Here is a 20,353-nt window from a genome sequence, read left to right on the forward strand (position 1 = left end):
ACCAGTTTAGATAGGCTAAATAGTTTTTATAAAACTTCTGAGTAGTCAAATTGCCGATAAAAAAGATACAAGTCGAGGTGGATGAAATGTATTGACCGTGGTTCTAGAGTTTCAATCGCCTTGCATTGCCTTTAGGGCTTGTACGCCAGCGTGTTTGAGAACTCATCTCAGAAAGTTACTTGACTTCTCACTAATTCAACTTCTGAACTGCCAAATGTGAAGATATATGACAGAATCACAGTCTCCATTAAATTCTAACTCTGCTGCTGGTCGTAACATGCCACCAGCGCCACCAGCACCACCACCACCACCACCGGGTATGAGTACGCAGCGCCAAATGACACAAACATTGGATATGAGTGCTAACTCTCCTGCTGCTAACTCTGCGCCAGTATCAGGCCATCGTCCGGGTACACCACCACCAATACCTAGTTCAGCTCGCCCTAAAAGTAGCCCTCCCGGACTGACTTTAGCACAGATCATCAGGGAAGCTTACGATCAGGGGTATTCCGATATTCACCTGGGTGTAGGCGAAGTACCCCGTTTCCGCAACCGAGGAGAAATTCAATCAACAGAATATCCAGAAACGGATAAAGAGGCTTTGATGAGTTGGTTGAGGGAGGTAATGACGGAGGCAGAGATTCAACGCTTTGAAGAACATCTAGAATTTGACGGAGCAACTCAGTACGAATTTGCACGCGTGCGGATTAACGTCTTTGGTTCCCTCAAAGGCCCTGCAATGGTGTTGCGGTTGATTCCGTTGAAAATCTTAACTATGGAACAGTTGAGATTACCTCCAGTTTTTCGGGATATTTGTCATCATCACAAAGGCTTAATTTTGGTAACCGGGCCGACTGGTTCTGGTAAGTCCACAACAATGGCAGCGATGATTGACTACATCAATAAAGAGATGGCTAAGCATATCATCACTATTGAAGACCCCATAGAATTTGTCCACCAAAGCCGCAAATCCTTAGTCAAACAGCGGGAAGTCGGAATGCACACCCGGAAATTTGACAACGCTTTGAAAGCAGCCTTACGGGAAGACCCAGATTTGATTCTGGTGGGGGAAATGCGGGATAAAGAAACAGTCAACACTGCCCTCAAAGCTGCTCAAACTGGTCACTTGGTAATGGGAACGTTGCACACCAATAGTGCTGTAAAAACTATTGAGCGGATACTCAACCTCTACTCCGGTGAAGAACAGGATGCAATGCGCGTGGCAATTTCTGAGTCTTTAGTGGCTGTAATTGCTCAAGGTTTGTGCCGTACAACAGACGGGAAGCGGGCTGCTTTCCACGATATCTTGATTAACACTGAGGCAATCAAGGAATGGATCAAAGATGGTAAGTATGATGAAATTACCGAATTGATGAAACAAGCCAGCTTTGACGGCATGATCACAATGAATCAGTCCTTGCTCAATCTTTATCAAGACGGTCGCATTACCGAAGAAATTGCCTTAGAAATGTCACCAACTCCTAACGAAATGGCTCAATTTCTCCGAGGTCGGGTTTAGTGGGGAGGTAAGGGGGCAGGGAGCAGGGGGCAGGGGAGACAAGGAAGTGTGGGGAGTGTGGGGAGAGAGGGGGGAAAGATTTCTTCCCCATTCTCCCACACCTCCCACATTTCCCACACCTCCCACATTTCCCACACTTCCCACACCTCCCACACCTCCCACACCTCCCACACCCCCTGCTTCCCTCGTTCCCAAATATCTTTGTCTTCCTGGTTGCGGTTATCGCTAAGGTAAAAGGTAAAAGAGTAAGTTTTTTAGTTTTTACTTTTTAGTTCCTTAGCCTCCTGTGAATAACTTGAAGACAAACAAACTATCTATACCCCAGTTGTTCAAAGGCATTGCGCTATTTACACCTGGAGGAGATTTAATTTACTGCATCGACCCTAGCAAGCAAGGTCGATGGCATTTGCATTTGTGTTCTGCTTTGCAAGAAATTCTAGATTTACCAGAGCCACCGCACTTTTTAGTGCCTTGTTATACTGCCACTATTGACCATTGGTTAGATCCGCGTACTCAACAAGTGCGGACTTTTGCCGAGGCTTATCCGGCTGTGATGAAATATCAACCTTTGCTGAATGCCATTTTTGGTACAGAGGAGTTAGTATGGCAAGCAGCTCCTTGGCAAGAAGGGTTGTGCGATCGCATGGTACTATCAACTTATCGTTCCTCATTCCCGCAGCTTTGGGAAGATCGCGATCTAATTGTACGTTTAGATCTTTCTGAACCTGTGCCAAAATACCACCAGCCAGTAATAGCACAAAAAGAGCAATTAACGACACAAGGCTATGTCCTGCGCTTATTTGTTGCAGGGCATAGCGGAACTACCGAACGCATCCTTCAAAATCTACACGAATTGTTAGAGCGATCGCTCGGACACCCTTATACTTTAAAAGTGATTGACGTTTTAACTCATCCAGAACAAGCAGAAATTAATCAGGTTTCTGCTACTCCTACTCTCGTTAAGGTTTGGCCTCACCCAATTCGCCGAATCGTTGGAGACTTGGATCGTGTAGACAAAATTTTACAGATGTTAGCTACTAAATAAAAAGTTTAAGTTTTATTAACAATTTTAACGTCTTAGATGAAAGTGTTGAGTCTTGAGCTAGGAATGTGCCCTTTCTTTTATCCCTCATCTGGTTAGCTTCCTTATTTCCTAGCCCCCACTCCTGTCTTTTTGAAAGTAAGCAGCTTCACAATTAGACTAATTTTTTTGCTGAGTGCGCGGATGGGTAGGTGTTTATAAACAGGCAGCAGCAAAAATGCCTTAATTGCTTTGTGTGTAAGGACTTGGCGTCAGTAGCACCTTAAACTCATTCGCGCACCTTACTGGGCTTAGCTTTCAGCGATTTACATCTACTAAAATTACAACTTCTTGTGTTATGATTACCCCATCCGCGCGACAGAACCTTGAAAACCAAATATCACAGTGCTTTCAGCCAACAGCAATTGCAATTAATCAAAATCCCTATTAGGGATTGAAACCTTCAGCCGCAGCAGCTTCAGGAGTTAACACAAAATTGCAATTAATCAAAATCCCTATTAGGGATTGAAACGAAAATAGCGGATAAATCCTGCTTCAACCAAGATTGCAATTAATCAAAATCCCTATTAGGGATTGAAACTTTTTAATGGTATTTCTGAGGGACAGCTTTGCCAATTTAAAATTGCAATTAATCAAAATCCCTATTAGGGATTGAAACGTTGGCGCCGACCAGTGCTATTCCCTCAATGACAATGTGATTGCAATTAATCAAAATCCCTATTAGGGATTGAAACTTCAAAGTCTGGCGATTGCCACACCAACATTACCATTGCAATTAATCAAAATCCCTATTAGGGATTGAAACGCTTTACCTATTTCTCCTCCTGCTCCCCTTGCTGATTGCAATTAATCAAAATCCCTATTAGGGATTGAAACGATTATTTAAATGTTCCTGAATGCATTTATCACGATTATTGCAATTAATCAAAATCCCTATTAGGGATTGAAACAACAGCCATTGTTCTTTGAGTGGTGGCATTAGCAAATTGCAATTAATCAAAATCCCTATTAGGGATTGAAACTCTTTTCAAGTCTGCTTAAGGTGGGGTATAGGCTACCAAAATTGCAATTAATCAAAATCCCTATTAGGGATTGAAACAAGCCGATTGTTGAGGAGTTAACCGCTAACTACAGAGATTGCAATTAATCAAAATCCCTATTAGGGATTGAAACGAGAGCCATTAAGCCAGCCTTGAATCGCGCCTTGCTTAACGCCATTGCAATTAATCAAAATCCCTATTAGGGATTGAAACCAATTTTATATCTGTCCGTGCCTACCGCATGAATATTGCAATTAATCAAAATCCCTATTAGGGATTGAAACCTTACAAGCCTGTTACCAAGCTTAAAAGTGCGATATTGCAATTAATCAAAATCCCTATTAGGGATTGAAACAGCCAGACGTATTCAAGACGAAAGCTACCGCATTATTGAAGATTGCAATTAATCAAAATCCCTATTAGGGATTGAAACAGATCCACAAGGATTAATGAATCAGGTGATTTGTAAATTGCAATTAATCAAAATCCCTATTAGGGATTGAAACGATTTTCTACTTCCAGTGTCTGCAAAGATTGTAGATTGCAATTAATCAAAATCCCTATTAGGGATTGAAACCCAAGTACCGAAACTATCAAAAATAGTCGGCATTATTGCAATTAATCAAAATCCCTATTAGGGATTGAAACACTTTTAGATGTCACTCTAGATGACATATTTTGATGATTGCAATTAATCAAAATCCCTATTAGGGATTGAAACATAAATATCTTCGCCTCTCCAGTCCCCGCGTCACTCTAATTGCAATTAATCAAAATCCCTATTAGGGATTGAAACAAGTAATGACGAATCTGACTTGTACCCGCGAAATTACAATTAATCAAAATACCTATTAATAATTGAAACGGAAGCGATCGCCAGATATTGATATTAGTTAGCAATAGGTGGAGCCAGTGCTACACGCGGAATACCGCCACCACCAACGCTATTTGCACTATTGTTCTCAACAATATAAAGTGATTGAAATAATCTCATCAATTCCTCATAAAACTTACCATTTTTATCCTTTAAATCATAGCCATATATTTGATGAAACTCTTCGTTAACTCCTTGCTCAACTGCAATATCATGAGAGTTCCATCCTGAATCATCAACTACATAAGCACCATAATCTTGTAGTGCATGAAAGATTTTTTTAGCTGCGGGTGTTTGCAAGTTGAGAGTATATGTCCTTACTTTTGGCGGAATGGCTAATAAAGTTCCTTGCACAAGAGCAGGGTTTTTACCACCATAAACTTGAGCTGCATAATTGTCAGCGCGATTTGCTGGCCAACGATACCCAGGAATAGAATTTGTGTAGTAAAGATATTTTTTAGCCCACAGCAGAACTTTTAAAGCATGGCGAATCGGTTGATTATTAGTAAGTTCACCTTTGCGAATAGAACCACCAATAGAAGAAAGTCCAGAACCAAAATGTGCGCCGCCTATTCCATCTCCATAAATATTTATATCAGGATAGTAACGCCAACCATAGACTGAACCTCCTTTTTGACAACGAGTCAAAGGTTCAAGCTGCACTAAAGTTTTACCATCTGGCATCAAAAAGGCTGAAACATTGTTAGGTGTATGGTATGGATATGTTGTGGCATCTGCAATAATTAAAGTATCTGGTATTGGTAAATGAATATTCATTGATTGAGTGCCTGTACAGCGTCCTTGACCCCAAGTACCAGGAGCATAAACTGGACGTAATGGATGGTTAGGATTAATCTTGTAAAAGTACTCGCGATCGATGCCGATATTCTCTGCCTTTTCAATATTTGCGCTAATGTAACGCGCATTTGAACCAATAGGCATATTCCAAGGCGATTTAGATGAAAAAGGCCACAAAAACTTGTCTCGCGTTACGATTTGACTGGAAGTAGGTGAATAGTGAAGGCTGAGAATAACTACAATACTTATGACAATAACAAGTAAACGTAGTTGCTGCTTGCGGTTGACCAGAATTACAAAAATGCTCATCCAATACCTTCGCTAAAAACAGAGTATTAAAAGATAGGGACTCCGTAGTAATATTTCATTAATCCAAATTTTTGCCAAGCCTATTGCTAACGATGGTATTCATCCTGTTTCTATAAGTCTTGAATCCTAGTAAATTATATATTTAGCAGTATTTTGTTACATCTTCACCACATTCATCTGCTAAAAACGTCAAACATTTGAAACGAAGACCAACTATTTCTTCATAAAGAGGATTTAACTTGCACAAAGGTGGAATGCGAAAAAGTATCCGTCCTAAAAATGTCACAGTTCTCTCAAATGGACAATGAGAAGGAATGATTTTACATAACAGTCTGGCAAGTTTATCATTATGTATTTCTAGAATTTCAAGCTGATATCGTAGCTGGTTGAATAATTTGTTATTCGATTGAGTTTTTGCTGATAAGTTCATCATAGAAATTTCCTTCAATCAATCTGTTACCCCTATCAAATTACTACTATTTTTCAGGAAAAACATAGTAGAATTACGAGATTATTTTTTTAATTTTTCAACCTCAATTATGAATACAGTAAAATTGCTGAGGAAGCAAAACAGCTAATCAGTTCTGGCTAATAGCGGCATAAACATAAGTCAGTACATGTACGGTGTGTAATTGTCGTGTTTTAAAACTGCATTCAGTTCGATCACATAACCATAAACTCACAATTAGCTTATTAATCATGAGTATTAGCTATATCGGCTTTGCTGACTACTGATAAAATTTTCATGAAATTCTGATACAAATACTTTCTTAGAGAACATTCCCCTGCCTCTAATAGCCCTCAATACGATTCGGTTAAGTTCTGTTCTAATCTTTTGAAGATCCCCCCAGTCCCCTTAAAAAAGAGGATTCTAATTTCGTGAACGTGTCTGCAATTGGCTTTTAATGAAGATTCCCCCAACCCCCCTTAAAAAGGCTTGCTCGTAACCCTCTTTTACCCCTATTAAAAGATGCAAGCACTAACATTTACTGAATCTGCCTTAAAAAGGCTTGCTCGTAACCCTCTTTTACCCCCTTTTTAAGGGGGTCGCCGCAGGCGGGGGATCTTAACCGAACCCTATTGTCATAGCCCTTTGAAGTGTGAACCAAGCAAAACTAAACGCAACTAGCCATTTTGCTAGGTAGAATTCTCTCCATTTTTCCGATGCTATCTGTAAATCTAAAACGGCACGATAGAAGCATCACAAAATATTGCTGGAGAGTTTTATGTCTTCATTGCTGGCACTGTCTAACAGTTTAGCCGACACAGTAGAACAAGCGGGGAGTGCTGTGGTTGCTGTCAACGCGGGTAAACGCATTTCTCCTAGTGGGATTCATTGGCGCAACGGTATTATTATTACTTCGGATGAGTCACTTGGGCGTTATGAAGAAATTTCCATCACTCTATCAGATGGAATGACTCGACCAGTTTCTTTCCTCGGCCATGACCCTAGCACTGATATAGCTGTATTTCAACTCGAAAATCATCAACTTCCTGTGGTACAAATTGGCGATGCGACAAATCTCAAAGTAGGGCATTTGGTACTGGGACTGGCAAGGGGTAGCCAAGGTGACTTACGGGCAGCAATGGGAGCAGTAAGTGTAGTTACTGGTGCGTGGCGGAGTATGAGCGGTGGTAATATTGACCAATTCATCCGCCCGGATATCACTTTTTATCCTGGTTTTGCAGGGGGGCCCCTGGTAGATGCGGCTGGTTATATAGTTGGGATGAATACATCGGGGCGACGCGGTACAGTTTTAACTATCCCTGCGGTTACAATCGATCGCGTGGTTAATCAATTACTGACTAAAGGGCATATTTCACGAGGCTATTTGGGTGTGGGAATGCAGCCTGTACGCTTGCCTAGCAACCTGAAAACTGCCTTAAATTTACCTACAGCAACGGGGGTAATTGTTGTTAATGTCGAACCCTCTGGCCCTGCTGATAATGCTGGTTTGTTGCTAGGGGATGTGTTAGTCAAATTTGATGGTATTGCCGTGAGCGATACAGATGATGTACTAGCACTACTAAATAATAGCGATCGCATTGGTAAACTCATCAACGTGCAGTTTGTTCGAGGTGGCGCATTAGTTGATTTAGACATCCTGATTGGCGAACGCCCTGTTGATTAGGGACTTCCAAATGTTGAGGGCAGGGGAGCATACTTCTCTACGAGAGGCTGCGCCAACGGCTGCGCGGAAATCGAGCGAAGTCGAGATTCAGTAACCAGGGAGCAAGGGGAAGAAAAGTCGTGTTGAATCCAAAAATTTGGATTATTTATTTTTGGAGTTCCCTTAAGTAATTACCGCAAAATACAGGCAATTATGATTACGCAATTCAATGATGAACTGTCAGCAGTAGCCACTAAACTCCGTCAAAGCACAGTCAAAGTTAAAACCAGTGCTACAGCAGTGGGCTCTGGTGTTATCTGGCAAGCTGACGGGCTGATTATTACTAATGCCCATGTAGCAACTAGCAACCGGGCAACTGTGGAATTATCCGATGGTAGGGTATTTGCAGCAGTGCGATCGCACTTTGACCCCCAGCAAGATTTAGCAGCACTGAAAATTAACGCCACGGATTTAAATACTGCAACTATCGGCGATTCAGATAAGTTACGGGTTGGAGAACTAGTCTTGGGGGTGGGAAATCCTTTAGCTGATACTGGTGCAGTCACAATGGGGATTGTTCACGGTAATCATCCACGCACTGTAATGGCAGATTTACAGTTGTACCCTGGGAATTCTGGCGGCCCGTTGGCTGACTGTCTCGGCCGAGTGGTTGGGATTAACACGATGATTGTCAACAATTTGGCTGTGGCGATTCCTAGCAATACTGTCAACCGCCTTTTACAGGGCAGTCATCGTCTGCAATTAGGAGTGACGCTGCAACCAGTGGTTTTAGGCAGACGCACTCTAGGTTTGCTAGTGTTATCAATACTTCCTGACAGTGTAGCGAAAAATGTGGGGTTACAAATTGGTGATGTATTAGTTGGAGTTTCTGGACGGACTTTTACTCGACCTGATGACTTGGCTAAATATCTACATCAAAGTGACAAGTCTATCGCATTACAACTCCTGCGAAATGGTCAGCAATTGGTAGTTTACATCACCAGACAAACTGCTGTGGAGGCTACATGATTCGGGTGATGGTGGTTGCTGCTTCTTCCGTGATGCGGGCAGGTTTATCAGCGGTAGTAAGTAGCAATCCGCAACTGACAGTGGTGGCCAGTGCATCTGACTTGGATGTGGTGTCTAAAGAAATTGAGCAATTACAACCGGATGTAGTTTTGCTCGATTTAGGCAGCAATCCAGAATCAATTTGGTCAAAATTGCAGTTAATTCAAGAACAACAAATTATAGCGATCGCTGAGGATATTGATGGTATTGACCTAGAGGCAGCATTTCGTTTGGGTATTCAAGGTATATTATCTAGTACCAGCACAGAGGCGGAAATTATTGCAGGTGTTGAGGCAGTCGCTTCTGGTTTGGTAGTGCTGCACCCTGATGTTTTGCAATTGCTACCGATGCGCGAAAAAACAGTACCTAACCCCGTGCAAACTTTGACGCATCGGGAAATGGAGGTTTTAGGGATGCTGGGTTATGGGTTGGGGAATAAAGCGATCGCCAAACGCCTACAAATTTCCGAACATACGGTGAAATTTCATGTTTCATCAATTTTTCAAAAGCTTGGTGTTTCTACCCGCGTTGAGGCTGTGACGGCTGGCGTGCGTTTAGGTTTGATTATGTTGTAAAACTTGCATTGCGAATGTTTAGTCAACAATCAACGTGAAATCACATCACTAATAGCTAACTATAGGTAGAAGAAAATATCAAGACTTTTTTTTATTATCAGCGATGCCGATAATTAAGCAAATATCATGAATGCAGGTATATCCGCACTATGGGACAAAATCCAGGAAATGATTAACGGATTCATTGTCTTATTGCCGAATATCGTGCTGGCATTGATTGTCTTTACAATCTTCTTTTTTATTGCTAGGGCAATTAAGAAACTGGTGAAACGCTTAACACGCGATCGCCATCAAGCTCGGAATTTAGGACTAGTTCTAGGACGCTTGGCGCAAGGTACAATCCTATTATTAGGACTATTTATTGGTTTATCAATTATCATTCCGACATTCCGAGCAGGGGATTTGGTACAACTACTAGGAATTAGCGGGGTAGCAATCGGTTTTGCTTTTCGAGATATCTTGCAAAATTTCTTAGCTGGCATTCTTATCCTTTTGACAGAGCCGTTCCGAATTAACGATCAAATAGTTTTTAAAGACTTTGAGGGGACTGTAGAAAATATTGAAACACGAGCGACAACAATTAAAACTTACGATGGCCGCCGCATTGTAATTCCTAACTCAGAATTGTTCGCCAACTCAGTGACAGTTAACACTGCCTTTGAAAGTCGCCGACTACAGTATGATGTCGGTATCGGCTACGGTGATGATATCGACCGAGCCAAAGAGTTAATGCTCCAAGCAATACAAAGCTTACCAGAAGTACTTAAAGACCCTGCCCCTGATGCGCTGGTCATGGAACTCGCTGAAAGTAACGTCAACATCCGCGTTCGCTGGTGGATTAAACCGCCACGACGTGCTGATGACCTCGCCTCACGGGACAAAGTGCTGTCTGCAATTAAGAAAACATTAGTCGAAAACGGTATCGATTTACCCTTCCCCACACAGCAAATTTTGTTTCACGACCAAACAGAAGAAACAGATGGAAACCGCTCCCGACAGCGTGAAGGTTGGCCCTCTGGCAGAGGTGAAGTACCAAAACCCCGCAGTGTCAGCAATTCTTATCGGTTACTTACCCAAGCACAAAAGCAAAGAGATGATAGAGCAGATGGCAATAAATAATTGTAGTTGGGCTAAGGCAGGGGGAAAAAGGCTTTTGGGATTTTTACACAGATGCGGCAATCATAAGTGATTAGCTGGACTGATATCAGTAGACCTCTTGCAAAAGTAACTTTTGCAAGAGGGGGGAAAGGGAAAAGGTTAAAGGGAAAAGGGTTTTTATGAGCCGCTTTCCCCTGGTTGGTGAGCTTGTCGAACCATACCCCTTACCCTTTTCCCCACTTCTGCGAGAAGTCTAGTCTATGTTTTTAGTGTTTCTAATTATAGGACTGGAGAAATTAGTTGAACAGCCGATGCACCAAGATTTAGATTGCTGACAACTAATCTACGGTTTCAATCAAATAATTCGTTGCTCCAGAGATTAGCTCTAGCCCCTCTGGGAGATGCGCTTCTGGAAGATTACCACCAAAAGTAGAAAGGCTCCGCGGAGTACGAGTTGCCACCAAGGAGTGATGGTTCCCTCAAGATTCAAAAGATTGTACATCATTCCTAGTAAAAGTACGCCGACCAGCGTCGGGAAAACGCTTCCCTGACCTCCTGCGAGAAACGTTCCTCCCATCACGGTCGCGGCGATCGCATCTGTTTCCCAGCCAAAGGCAGCTACAGGCTGACCCGCCCCTAGACGACCTGCGAGAATAACACCAGCCAGCCCTGACAACAAACCGCTAAACGTGTAAACTGCTAGCTTTACTCGGTTTGGGTTGACGCCCATCAGCCGGGATGCCTCCTCGTTATTGCCAATAGCGAATATGTGCAACCCTAATTGGCTTCTGTGCAGCATAAACCAAGCTGCAAAATATAACAGTGCGACTATCAGCACGGGGACAGGAATAAAACCGATGAACCCCCTACCCAACCAAACAAACCCCGATGCTGCTGATGATACGGCGATCGACCTCTCTTGGGTGATGCTCAATGCCAGTCCGCGGGCGGCGCTGGCAGTGAATAACGTCACAACGAATGGCTGGAGCCGCGCACGAGACACGAGAAGACCATTGACCATACCTAGTAAGGTGGTGCTGGCAATGCCGCTGGCGATCGCCGCGAAGCTTCCTTGTCCGGCCAGCATTGCTGCCACAACACCGCCGAGAGCAACCAAGGAACCCACCGACAAATCGATTCCTCCACTGATGATTACGACAGTCATGCCCAGCGCCACGATGGCAAGCATACTATTCTGTCGCATGATGTTCATCAGATTAATAGGTGTCAGGAAGGTTTGATAGCGAAACGATGCGAAAATAACCAAACTCAGGAGTATGAGCAGCAGGCCTTGGGAGGTGACGAACTTGGCGAGATGCTTCAACAGCCGCAGACTTGTAAGCGCAAAAGACCTTGTGACAGCCATGATGCGTTACACCTCCTGAGGACGCTGCAAAAAAATCGCGAACAGAATGATTACGGATTTCAAAACTAATGACCAGGTGAAGGGAATCAGGAGCATATTGAAACTTGTGGAAATCACCTGCATGAGCAACGCTCCGACAACAGTGCCCAGGACATTTGCACGGCCGCCGGAAAAGGGCGTACCGCCAACAACAACAGCGGCGATCGCATCAAATTCCGCGTTGACGCCAACCTTGCTCGGATCGCCCATGCCAAGCCTCGCTGTCTCCACGAGTCCGGCAAATCCAGCAAGCAAGGCGCTAATCAGATAAACTATATATTTCACACGCTCTGCACGGATACCCGCCAGCCGCGCGGCCTCTTCGTTGCCACCCACAGCAACGAGCTGATGCCCGAACAGCGTAGAGCGGATACAGAAGAAAGCTCCTACAATGACAACTGCGGCGATCGCCACCTGAATTGGTATAAAACCGAGATAGCCCTTTCCCAGCGCCTCAAATGTTGGATGGACGAAGGGAACGAGCTTGCCGTCACCGACAACCTGAGCGATGCCGCGCCACATAATCAAAGCCGCCAAGGTGACGATCAAAGCATCAAGCTTCAGACGTGAAATTAGAAAGCCATTGACAAAACCAACCAACAGAGCAGCACTCAGGGCAAAGGAAACGGCAATAGCCATGCCATACTTAATCAGCAATGCCACAATCACTGAAACCAATGCCATAGTCGAGCCGACCGTGAGGTCGATGCCACGGGAGGCGATGACAAAGGTCATCCCTACGGCAACTAACATTGTTGTCGATACTTGCAGCAACATATTTAATGTGTTGCTCACTGTTGCGAAACGCTCAGTGAAGATGGCGTTCGCAACATAAACAATTAAGAGTGCTGCAAATGCACCGAAGTTAGGGTTCCATAGAGTTCCCCAACGCAGATGGAGCTTCTTGATATTCATTGTTGATTCTGCTCTGTTTTTAACTATCTACCGACAGCTTCCTGAGGATCTGCATTTTCCGCCATTGCGTGCAAAATTGCCTTTATGGTCTTGTGTTCGCCACTAAGTTCCGCAATCGATCGCCCTTCACGCAGAACTACTACACGCTGCGAGCCTTCAACTAGCTCTTCGAGTTCCGATGAAATCATCAGAATCCCCAGTCCTTGCTTTGCTAGTTCGGCGATCGCCTGCTGGATCTCGCGCTTTGCACCAACGTCGATTCCGCGAGTCGGCTCATCGAGGAGAAGAAGTTTTGTATTTTTGCACAGCCATCGTGCCAAAAGTACTTTCTGCTGATTGCCGCCCGATAGTTCGTGGATTTTCTGCTCGGCGCTGGCTGCCTTGATGCCAAGACGCTGCATGAAACGGTTGACAAGCTCGCTCTGTCGTTTCTTGGAAACGATACCCCATTGGGTAAGGGACGGTAGCGCGGCAAGTGTGAGGTTTTCCCGCACCGAAAGCTCCGGGATGATGCCATCTGCCTTACGATCCTCTGAAAGGAAAGCTATCCCGGTGTCAATAGCATCATGAGGATCGCACACAGACAAAAGATTACCTTCGAGTTTTACAGTTCCACCATCAAGTGGTTCGGCTCCAAACAGGACGCGTGCCGTTTCGCTGCGCCCAGAACCGAGCAAACCTGCAAGCCCGACGATTTCGCCATGCCGCATTTCAATGGAAACACCATTGAGCCGTTTTTTATATTTGAGAGCTTCCGCCTGGAGCAGCACTGGCTGAGGCAAGGTGTTTTGAGATTGTTCTGCAAATGCCGTGACTCCTTTGCTCACTTCTTCAGGCTGGCGGCCTAACATGTGGCAAACAAGTTCCAGACGATTGAGCGCAGTCAGCGATCGCGTGATGATATTGCGCCCATCCCGCAGTACCGTCACGCGATCGCACACAGCGTAAAGTTCTTCAAAACGGTGGCTGATGTAGACAATGGATGTCCCTTGGGACTTGAGCCAACGCATGACATCAAAAAGCACGCAGACCTCAGTTTCTGTCAGGGAACTTGTGGGTTCATCGAGGATCAGTACCCGCGCACCAAAAGATATAGCGCGGGCGATCGCCACCATCTGGCGATGGGCAATATTGAGGGAACCAACCGCTGAGTGGGGGTCGATATCCAACCCCAGGCGCTCTAGGATTTCGGCTGCTCCAGCATTCATCGCTCGTCTATCGATAATGCCGAAGCGATGCGGCTCTCTGCCCAGAAAAATATTCTCAGCAACGGTTCGGAAACCCACCAGTTGGATCTCCTGGTAAACGGCTACGATACCTGCCGCCTGGGCTTCGGTGGGATTCTGGAAGGCAACACTTTTCTGGTCATACTCCATAACACCGGAGTCCCGTCGATAAGCCCCAGTCATAATCTTAATCAGCGTCGATTTCCCAGCACCATTTTCTCCCACCAGTGCATGGATCTCGCCTGCCTTCAGTTCAAAATCTACCCCCCACAGCGCTGGCACACCAGAAAAACTTTTTTTTATACCCGTCATGTACAGGATAGTTCGAGTCGCCTGATTCATCGGCTTTACCTAATTTCTGTCTTCATTGCCGATAGTGGAGATCCTTCACTTCGCACCACAGTAATCTTGTCTATCGTGCAGGCTCAGGATAGTTCCAGGTTATCTTTTCTTTATTTTAGGGCGGGAATTATCCTAATTCGTAATTCGTAATTAACCTGTGTAATTACAAATTAAAAATTACGAATTGCTATTAGTATGCTTCATCTACGAAATCCTTGGCATTGGTCGCATCGAAGAGTCTGTCCTTGAGAATGATTCTAGGAGGGATTTTTTTGCCAGCAAAATACTCCTCCATTGTGAGGAAAACAAGCGGGCCAAAACGGGGGTTTGATTCGACACTCACACCAAGCTCACCACGGATAATTGCTTGGAGTGCGGTTTTCTGACCGTCAATTGAACCGACCATTACATCCTTACCAGGCTTCATACCTGCGGATTTGAGAGCCTGGATAGCACCTAAAGCCATTTCGTCGTTGTGAGCGTACACGGCGGTAATTTCGGAACCCTTGGCTTGGATGATGTTTTCCATGACACGCTGGGCGGCAGCCCGCGAAAAATCTGCTGTCTGTGTAGCAACGATCTTCATGTTGGGATAAGTGGCGATCGCGTCACGAAACCCCTTAGCGCGATCGATTGCCACCGATGAACCCGCTGTTCCGGTGAGTTCCACGATGGACGCTTTGCCATCGGTTGCTTGGGCCAGCCATTCACCAACGCGACGACCTTGGGCGATAAAGTCCGACCCAAGAAAGCTGACGAAATGTTCGCCTGGTTTTCCCGCCGCTTCACGGTCGATTAGAAAAACCGGTATTTTTGCCGCTCTCGCTGCTTCCAAGGCGGGGGTAAGACCTTCATACTCACGTGGTGCAAGAAATATAACATCAACTTGTCGTGCAATTAGATCCTCAATGTCGGAAAATTGCTTGGATGTTTGCCCCTGAGCATCTGTCATCAGAAAATCATAAGTTTTCTTACGCTTGGCGGCCTCTTCCTTAATGCTGTTTGTTTCGGCAATGCGCCACGGGCCAATGTTCTCAGTCTGCGAAAATCCGACAATTTCTTTGGTTTTCTCCCGCGTACAGCTAGACACCGAGAAAGCCGCAACAGTAATCATCACATAGGCGGTAAATACCACCAACTTTGGCATATAAGCTCGGATACTTGAGCATCCAAAACAGGTTTTATTGTTCATAACCCCATCGTGTCTGAACGCTACATCGAGCTTATCTCGAAATAAAGACTATTTCGAGGAGTAGAAATAGTTCATAAGCTATTAGACTTCTTGCAGAAGTCGGGAAAAGGGGGAAAGGTTTGGTATTTTCGCTTTTCCCACAAATGTGCTTTTTGCGAGTTATACGACATCGGAGTCAGAAAATAAATATTTTATTAAATCTTCCTTAACTGTCTTAACTGTCTTAACTGTCCTTGTGTTTTTATTGTGATTCATGAAATATTACTAAAAACCAATTAAGGTGTAAAAAATGAAACTATTTACCTCTTTGAAAAATCTTGTTGCATACTCCCTAGTATTGCTAATTACAGTTTGCAGTTTATTGTTAGCACCACCTAGCGTTGCTGCTTCTGTAGATGTTGCAGCTACACAGTATCTTGCCGATGCCACCACGCAAACCCAAACAATTACACCCGAAATAATTGATGATGCAATCGCTGATTACAGAAGCTTGAAGGGAAAAATTTCCAAAAATCAAGACCTAGAAATAGATGATATCAAAGATATTTTAGAAGTTATTAACGTAGAAATTAATGCTCTGGTACAAGGCAAGAAAGATTTGTTAGCAGTTGATTCAGCTGCACCAACTCAAGATATTGATGACTCAATCGCTGATTACAGAAGCTTAAAGGGAAAAATTTCCAAAAATCAAGACCTAGAAATAGATGAAATTAAGGGAATTTTAAAACTTCTTAACACAAGAATTAATGGTCTAGTGGAACTCAAGAAAGCTTAGTGAATAACTAAGTAATTGAGGCGGCATAGATACCTATCTAGGTCTGAGTTTATAGGGTGCGTTAAGAGCAGGTAAATTTGGTTGAATTAATATCAGCAATACACGCTCTTAACTCACTTAACTTGATGGAATTCACTTGACTCAATTTTATTGATTGACACTTTAAATATATCCTGAAAATACTTTCACTCTCACCAAAACCACTGCTAACAATTAGCTTTTTTCTATTTTATAAACATTCCAAATATTCTATGGCCAAATTTTCATAGGTTAAAATTATATAGGCTAAATTTTTCATTACTCTGGCGATCGCTCAAAGATTTATCCACCAGCTAGTTGAATTTTACTAATTTTGCCTGTAGGCTTTGGGTGTCATACCTGTGATTTGGCGAAACTGTTTACTCAAATGGCTGTGGCTGTTGAAGCCGCACACTAAAGCAATTTCGATAATCGAGCGATCGCTTTTTTTCAACAACTGTTTTGCGCGTTCGATTCGTTGCCCAAGCAAATATTGGTAGGGAGCAATGCCCATAGCTTGTTTGAACAGATGGCTGAAATGAAACTGACTCATGTTTAGCAATTGGGCTAAATCTGCAAGCTTAATGTCTCGCTCCAGATGTGCGTCAATGTACTCTAAGACTTGAAGCAGTTGGCGATCGGGTAAACCACCGTTGTAAACAGCAAGCCGGGGTTTGATAGCAGAATATTGTCTGAGCAAATGCACAGCCAAGACATTTGTTAGCGATTCAATGTAAAGCCTTTCGCCTAAATTTTCTTGTTTGAGCTCAGACAAGAGCATCATAGCGATGGATTCAATGTGGCGATCGCGAGTCCGAAATTCCCTGACTAATTCTAGCCGTTCGGGATTTGTATCGATGGTTTCTCTAGCAACACTCTCGATGAAACCAGATGCAATGCGAATCTGCAAGTAATGGTCTTCTAGATCCCAACGGGCAAAAAATGGCGTTTTTGCAGGGGTTATGGAAATGTCGCCTTTACCGTACAACCCTGTATAAGTTTTGCCTCCTTGAATTTGCAGCGAAGGTACTGGACGGGGTGCAAGAGACAGACAAATTGCATGTTCATCGCTGTAATAACTTCTTCCCTCGCCTGCGGGGTGTTGGAATTCCTCCACCAAAATATTTTCCCAACCCTGGTTTTGGCTAGACAGGATAGGCAAGCAGGTTGTTTGAGTCTGACAGCCCGTTGGAATTTTCATAATAAAAACAAAGAATTTATCTTTATAATTTTCTTAGCTAAACCTATTGCATTAATTTAGCCATTTTACTATTTTATGTTTAACTGGATCGAACATTATTAGTCTTAATTGTTATTATTGATAATTAGTTTATATAAATGTAGGTTTTATAAATACATTATAATTTTTCAATTTTATTATAATTTGGTCAAATATTATAATTTTCCACTAGATAATTAATTTTATTCTACAGCAAATCCTGATAATTTACGCATCTTTGGTGTATGAAAACCAATCACAATATCTTGTTTGGGCACACCCATTTCCATCAATTCTAAAGCAATATCAACTTCAGTTGTATTTTGCTGAATCCAGATTTTCTCATTTTTGATATCAAGATGCATTATTGGCCCATAAATTCGCTTTTGATTATTCCATCCGAGACTAATAATTTGGTAATGGTCATGTTCGGTATCAAAAATCTGTTCCACTTCAACATCACCATAGCTCGGTTTATACTGGAGATATTTACTTAATATTTGTTTAACTTTTTTTCGATATTCATTTAATTTATCCATTGCTCTATTTCCTCAGTCTCTACGTTATAAATAATCAATTTCAGAAAGTTTTCAGTGACTACAGTTTGAATAAAACGTAAGTTAAAGAATTGATTATAAATTGCTAATGGCACTGTTAAGTATAAAATTCTATTTGGCTCTTCAACACGTAAGGCAGTACGATAATTAATGAACTGTCCTAGTGCCATATGAAATTCTGAAATTTTTGATGCGCTGACAAAATTTTTGATTTCAACTGGTATTTTTTCTCCGGCTTTCTCAGCAGCTATAAGTTTCTCTGTGCCTAAATCAATCTGAATATCAACTCCACCACACCGAATATTTAGCGGATCGTCTGTAATTACCCAACCATCTTTTTATAATGCAGACTTCACAATATTGTGGAATAAATCACGAGCCATAGTTTCACAGTGAAGGCACTATAACCTGAAAAGTTGTCAATATTACAGTAGTGTAAAAACTAGTAAATCGCTTAAACACAGATTTCCAGTTGCTATTGACTCCTGCTTACATTATGTATTTAAGTACATTATAAAAGACTTCCAGCGATTAGCCTAAAAATCGACAGCAAGATTTTGATAATTGCACAAAAATCAGATAGTTGGGTATGGGTGATTTATCTAAGCTGGAATTGTCACTGAGTAAAAAGAACTATGGCACATCTATTGCATATTGATTCTAGTCCTCGTGGTGAGCGTTCCCACTCTCGCAAACTTACACAAGAATTCGTTGTAGCTTGGAAACAGTCTCATCCAACTGATACCATAACTTACCGAGATATTGGACGAAACCCAGTTCCCCATATAGATGAACCTTGGATTGCTGCTGCTTTTACACCACCAGAACAACACACTCCTCAATTAAAAGAGGCGATTCGCATCAGTGATTTGCTAGTGGATGAATTTTTAGCTGCCGATTTCTACGTCATTGGCGTTCCCATGTACAATTTCACCATTCCCAGCACCCTCAAGGCGTATATCGATCAAATTGTGCGGATAGGACGAACTGTTGCTTATGAACCAGAAGATACTGAGAATCCTTATAAACCTTTGGTATTGAATAAGAAAATGTGGATTATTACCGCACGTGGCGCTTCTGGCTTTGAACCTGGCGAACGCTACGGAACGATGAATCATCAAGACCCTTATTTAAGAACAGTTTTTGGTTTTATAGGCATCACTGATATCAGCTTTATCCATGTTGAAAATGACGAGTTAGGCGGTACAAGTTTGGCGGAGTCCATCGCAAAAGCTCGTGCGAAAATTACAGAACTAGTTGCAGCATAGTTTCATTGTGAGGGAAGTGGAGAGATAGGTGAGATTGTAAAAAAGCTTCCTAACCTTCCTACACTCCCTGAATTTTTAAACAGCAACCAGATTGTTTAGCTGCAATTCGCACTGTTGAAATAGATAATTGACAGCACCAAATAATTTATCTAACTCTTGAATAGAGTAAAATGTGATATTTCTAGTAAATACTTGAGCGTTGAGCTTGGCAAATTGCCAGCGATCGCCATTAGAAACAATACCAAAGATAGTGATTGTCAATTCATCATTTAATATCTGTGCAGCAATCATTTCTGCCAGACATTGTGCCCAGCCAGCTTCAAAATTATCTTGCTTTGCCTCGACTAAAATCAAGTATGGCTTGTCAAATACGACTTTACCTAAAGGAGAACGTTGAGCCAAAATATATTCAGGAAATCCTGATAAATGTTCATCATAATTTAATGAATGATGACTCCATAAAGTAAACTTGCTACTGTATTTCTTCCAAACTTCCTTCAAAACTGGATAAATCAAATTTTCGCAAATAGCAAACTCTGAATTATCCACTACTCCTTCACTCATTACTATTTCTAAGTCTTCTCGAAAGTAATCAGGAATCCTAAATTCAGCTTCTTTGATAAAATTTGATTCAGTATAAGTAATTAAAAACTTTTTGAGAACTTCACTGATAGTTTTGTAACTACTAAAAGCCATATTTCCATCCTGAAGAAGATTTATACGATCGCTCAAATTACAGTTTAACGATAATTAAATACCCAGATGCATCGCTGATTACCGTTATACACCACTTATAAGTAGGTCAACTTAATTAAACATAAAACAATAGTAGGGTGCGTTGTCGCAAAGCGCAACGCACCTTAGTTGATATAGTAGAGTCTATCGCATTAGCCTACGTAGCAACGCTTAATGCACCGAAATACATGATGCCCTGCGGCTAATCTTTACTCTCTCAAAGTCCCAAACCCTTGCCCCCAGCGTAACATACCCTACCTTAATACT

Annotated in this window: 18 protein-coding genes, 1 pseudogene and 1 CRISPR repeat array; of the genes and pseudogenes, 9 read left to right on the forward strand and 10 right to left on the reverse strand. The window is 42.7% G+C overall.

Features of this window, described 5'->3' with window-relative positions:
• The first annotated feature begins 226 nt into the window (after positions 1-226).
• The 3 genes from NSTC745_RS17935 to NSTC745_RS17945 all read left to right on the forward strand — a co-directional run bounded on the left by NSTC745_RS17935 (position 227) and on the right by NSTC745_RS17945 (position 2,564).
• A complete protein-coding gene (locus tag NSTC745_RS17935) occupies positions 227-1,519 on the forward strand; it encodes a type IV pilus twitching motility protein PilT (RefSeq protein ID WP_445638351.1) in 1,293 nt (430 codons plus the stop codon).
• A 46-nt stretch (positions 1,520-1,565) separates the two neighbouring features.
• On the forward strand, positions 1,566-1,748 hold the full coding sequence (locus NSTC745_RS17940; protein ID WP_445638352.1) for a hypothetical protein: 183 nt from the start codon (positions 1,566-1,568) through the stop codon (positions 1,746-1,748).
• A 66-nt stretch (positions 1,749-1,814) separates the two neighbouring features.
• The gene (locus NSTC745_RS17945) at positions 1,815-2,564 is read left to right on the forward strand and encodes a circadian clock KaiB family protein (protein ID WP_445638636.1); all 750 of its coding nucleotides are present in this window, start codon (positions 1,815-1,817) and stop codon (positions 2,562-2,564) included.
• A 400-nt stretch (positions 2,565-2,964) separates the two neighbouring features.
• A CRISPR array of direct repeats spans positions 2,965-4,466; the repeat unit is 37 nt; unit sequence ATTGCAATTAATCAAAATCCCTATTAGGGATTGAAAC.
• A gap of 24 nt (positions 4,467-4,490) precedes the next feature.
• Here NSTC745_RS17945 and NSTC745_RS17950 read toward each other — a convergent pair.
• A complete protein-coding gene (locus NSTC745_RS17950; protein WP_445638353.1) occupies positions 4,491-5,582 on the reverse strand; it encodes a hypothetical protein in 1,092 nt (363 codons plus the stop codon).
• A gap of 142 nt (positions 5,583-5,724) precedes the next feature.
• Positions 5,725-6,012 carry a Mo-dependent nitrogenase C-terminal domain-containing protein gene (locus tag NSTC745_RS17955; protein ID WP_096542518.1) on the reverse strand — a complete coding sequence of 96 codons (288 nt, stop codon included), beginning with the start codon at positions 6,010-6,012 and terminating at the stop codon, positions 5,725-5,727.
• 796 nt (positions 6,013-6,808) lie between these two features.
• Between NSTC745_RS17955 and NSTC745_RS17960 the strand changes: the two genes are divergently transcribed.
• From NSTC745_RS17960 to NSTC745_RS17975, 4 genes are all read left to right on the forward strand, one after another.
• Complete coding sequence (locus NSTC745_RS17960; protein WP_445638354.1) at positions 6,809-7,714, forward strand: S1C family serine protease; 906 nt, start codon at positions 6,809-6,811, stop codon at positions 7,712-7,714.
• A gap of 192 nt (positions 7,715-7,906) precedes the next feature.
• Complete coding sequence (locus NSTC745_RS17965; protein ID WP_445638355.1) at positions 7,907-8,722, forward strand: S1C family serine protease; 816 nt, start codon at positions 7,907-7,909, stop codon at positions 8,720-8,722.
• Complete coding sequence (locus NSTC745_RS17970; protein ID WP_445638356.1) at positions 8,719-9,336, forward strand: response regulator transcription factor; 618 nt, start codon at positions 8,719-8,721, stop codon at positions 9,334-9,336. Before NSTC745_RS17965 ends, NSTC745_RS17970 begins: the two co-directional genes overlap by 4 nt.
• 126 nt (positions 9,337-9,462) lie before the next feature.
• On the forward strand, positions 9,463-10,455 hold the full coding sequence (locus NSTC745_RS17975) for a mechanosensitive ion channel family protein (RefSeq protein ID WP_445638357.1): 993 nt from the start codon (positions 9,463-9,465) through the stop codon (positions 10,453-10,455).
• Between the two features lie 364 nt (positions 10,456-10,819).
• Here the strand turns inward: NSTC745_RS17975 and NSTC745_RS17980 are convergent, their stop codons facing one another.
• The 4 genes from NSTC745_RS17980 to NSTC745_RS17995 form a co-directional block, all read right to left on the reverse strand.
• Positions 10,820-11,800, reverse strand: a complete 981-nt coding sequence (locus tag NSTC745_RS17980) for an ABC transporter permease (RefSeq protein ID WP_445638358.1) — start codon at positions 11,798-11,800, stop codon at positions 10,820-10,822.
• A 6-nt stretch (positions 11,801-11,806) separates the two neighbouring features.
• Entirely contained in the window at positions 11,807-12,754 is a 948-nt protein-coding gene (locus tag NSTC745_RS17985) for an ABC transporter permease (RefSeq protein ID WP_445638359.1), read from the reverse strand.
• 23 nt (positions 12,755-12,777) lie between these two features.
• The gene (locus NSTC745_RS17990) at positions 12,778-14,322 is read right to left on the reverse strand and encodes a sugar ABC transporter ATP-binding protein (protein WP_445638360.1); all 1,545 of its coding nucleotides are present in this window, start codon (positions 14,320-14,322) and stop codon (positions 12,778-12,780) included.
• A 190-nt stretch (positions 14,323-14,512) separates the two neighbouring features.
• Complete coding sequence (locus NSTC745_RS17995; RefSeq protein ID WP_445638361.1) at positions 14,513-15,514, reverse strand: ABC transporter substrate-binding protein; 1,002 nt, start codon at positions 15,512-15,514, stop codon at positions 14,513-14,515.
• 289 nt (positions 15,515-15,803) lie between these two features.
• Here NSTC745_RS17995 and NSTC745_RS18000 point away from each other — a divergent pair, with 289 nt between their 5' ends.
• Positions 15,804-16,289: an NAD(P)H-quinone oxidoreductase subunit 4 gene (locus NSTC745_RS18000; RefSeq protein WP_445638362.1), complete on the forward strand. Its 486-nt coding sequence runs from the start codon at positions 15,804-15,806 to the stop codon at positions 16,287-16,289.
• Positions 16,290-16,635: 346 nt separating this feature from the next.
• Here NSTC745_RS18000 and NSTC745_RS18005 read toward each other — a convergent pair whose 3' ends face one another.
• The 3 genes and pseudogenes from NSTC745_RS18005 to NSTC745_RS18015 all read right to left on the reverse strand — a co-directional run bounded on the left by NSTC745_RS18005 (position 16,636) and on the right by NSTC745_RS18015 (position 18,466).
• Complete coding sequence (locus NSTC745_RS18005) at positions 16,636-17,508, reverse strand: helix-turn-helix domain-containing protein (RefSeq protein ID WP_445638363.1); 873 nt, start codon at positions 17,506-17,508, stop codon at positions 16,636-16,638.
• 221 nt (positions 17,509-17,729) lie between these two features.
• Positions 17,730-18,065 (reverse strand): XisI protein, encoded by a 336-nt coding sequence (locus NSTC745_RS18010; protein WP_445638364.1) that lies wholly within the window; start codon positions 18,063-18,065, stop codon positions 17,730-17,732.
• Positions 18,053-18,466 (reverse strand): annotated as a pseudogene (locus NSTC745_RS18015) (element excision factor XisH family protein). Before NSTC745_RS18015 ends, NSTC745_RS18010 begins: the two are co-directional and overlap by 13 nt.
• 252 nt (positions 18,467-18,718) lie before the next feature.
• Here NSTC745_RS18015 and NSTC745_RS18020 point away from each other — a divergent pair.
• Positions 18,719-19,351, forward strand: coding sequence for an FMN-dependent NADH-azoreductase (locus NSTC745_RS18020; protein ID WP_445638365.1), 633 nt, complete (start codon positions 18,719-18,721; stop codon positions 19,349-19,351).
• A gap of 75 nt (positions 19,352-19,426) precedes the next feature.
• Here NSTC745_RS18020 and NSTC745_RS18025 read toward each other — a convergent pair whose 3' ends face one another.
• The gene (locus NSTC745_RS18025; protein ID WP_445638366.1) at positions 19,427-20,047 is read right to left on the reverse strand and encodes a hypothetical protein; all 621 of its coding nucleotides are present in this window, start codon (positions 20,045-20,047) and stop codon (positions 19,427-19,429) included.
• Positions 20,048-20,353: the final 306 nt, after the last annotated feature.

The sequence above is a fragment of the Nostoc sp. DSM 114161 genome, assembly GCF_052692665.1.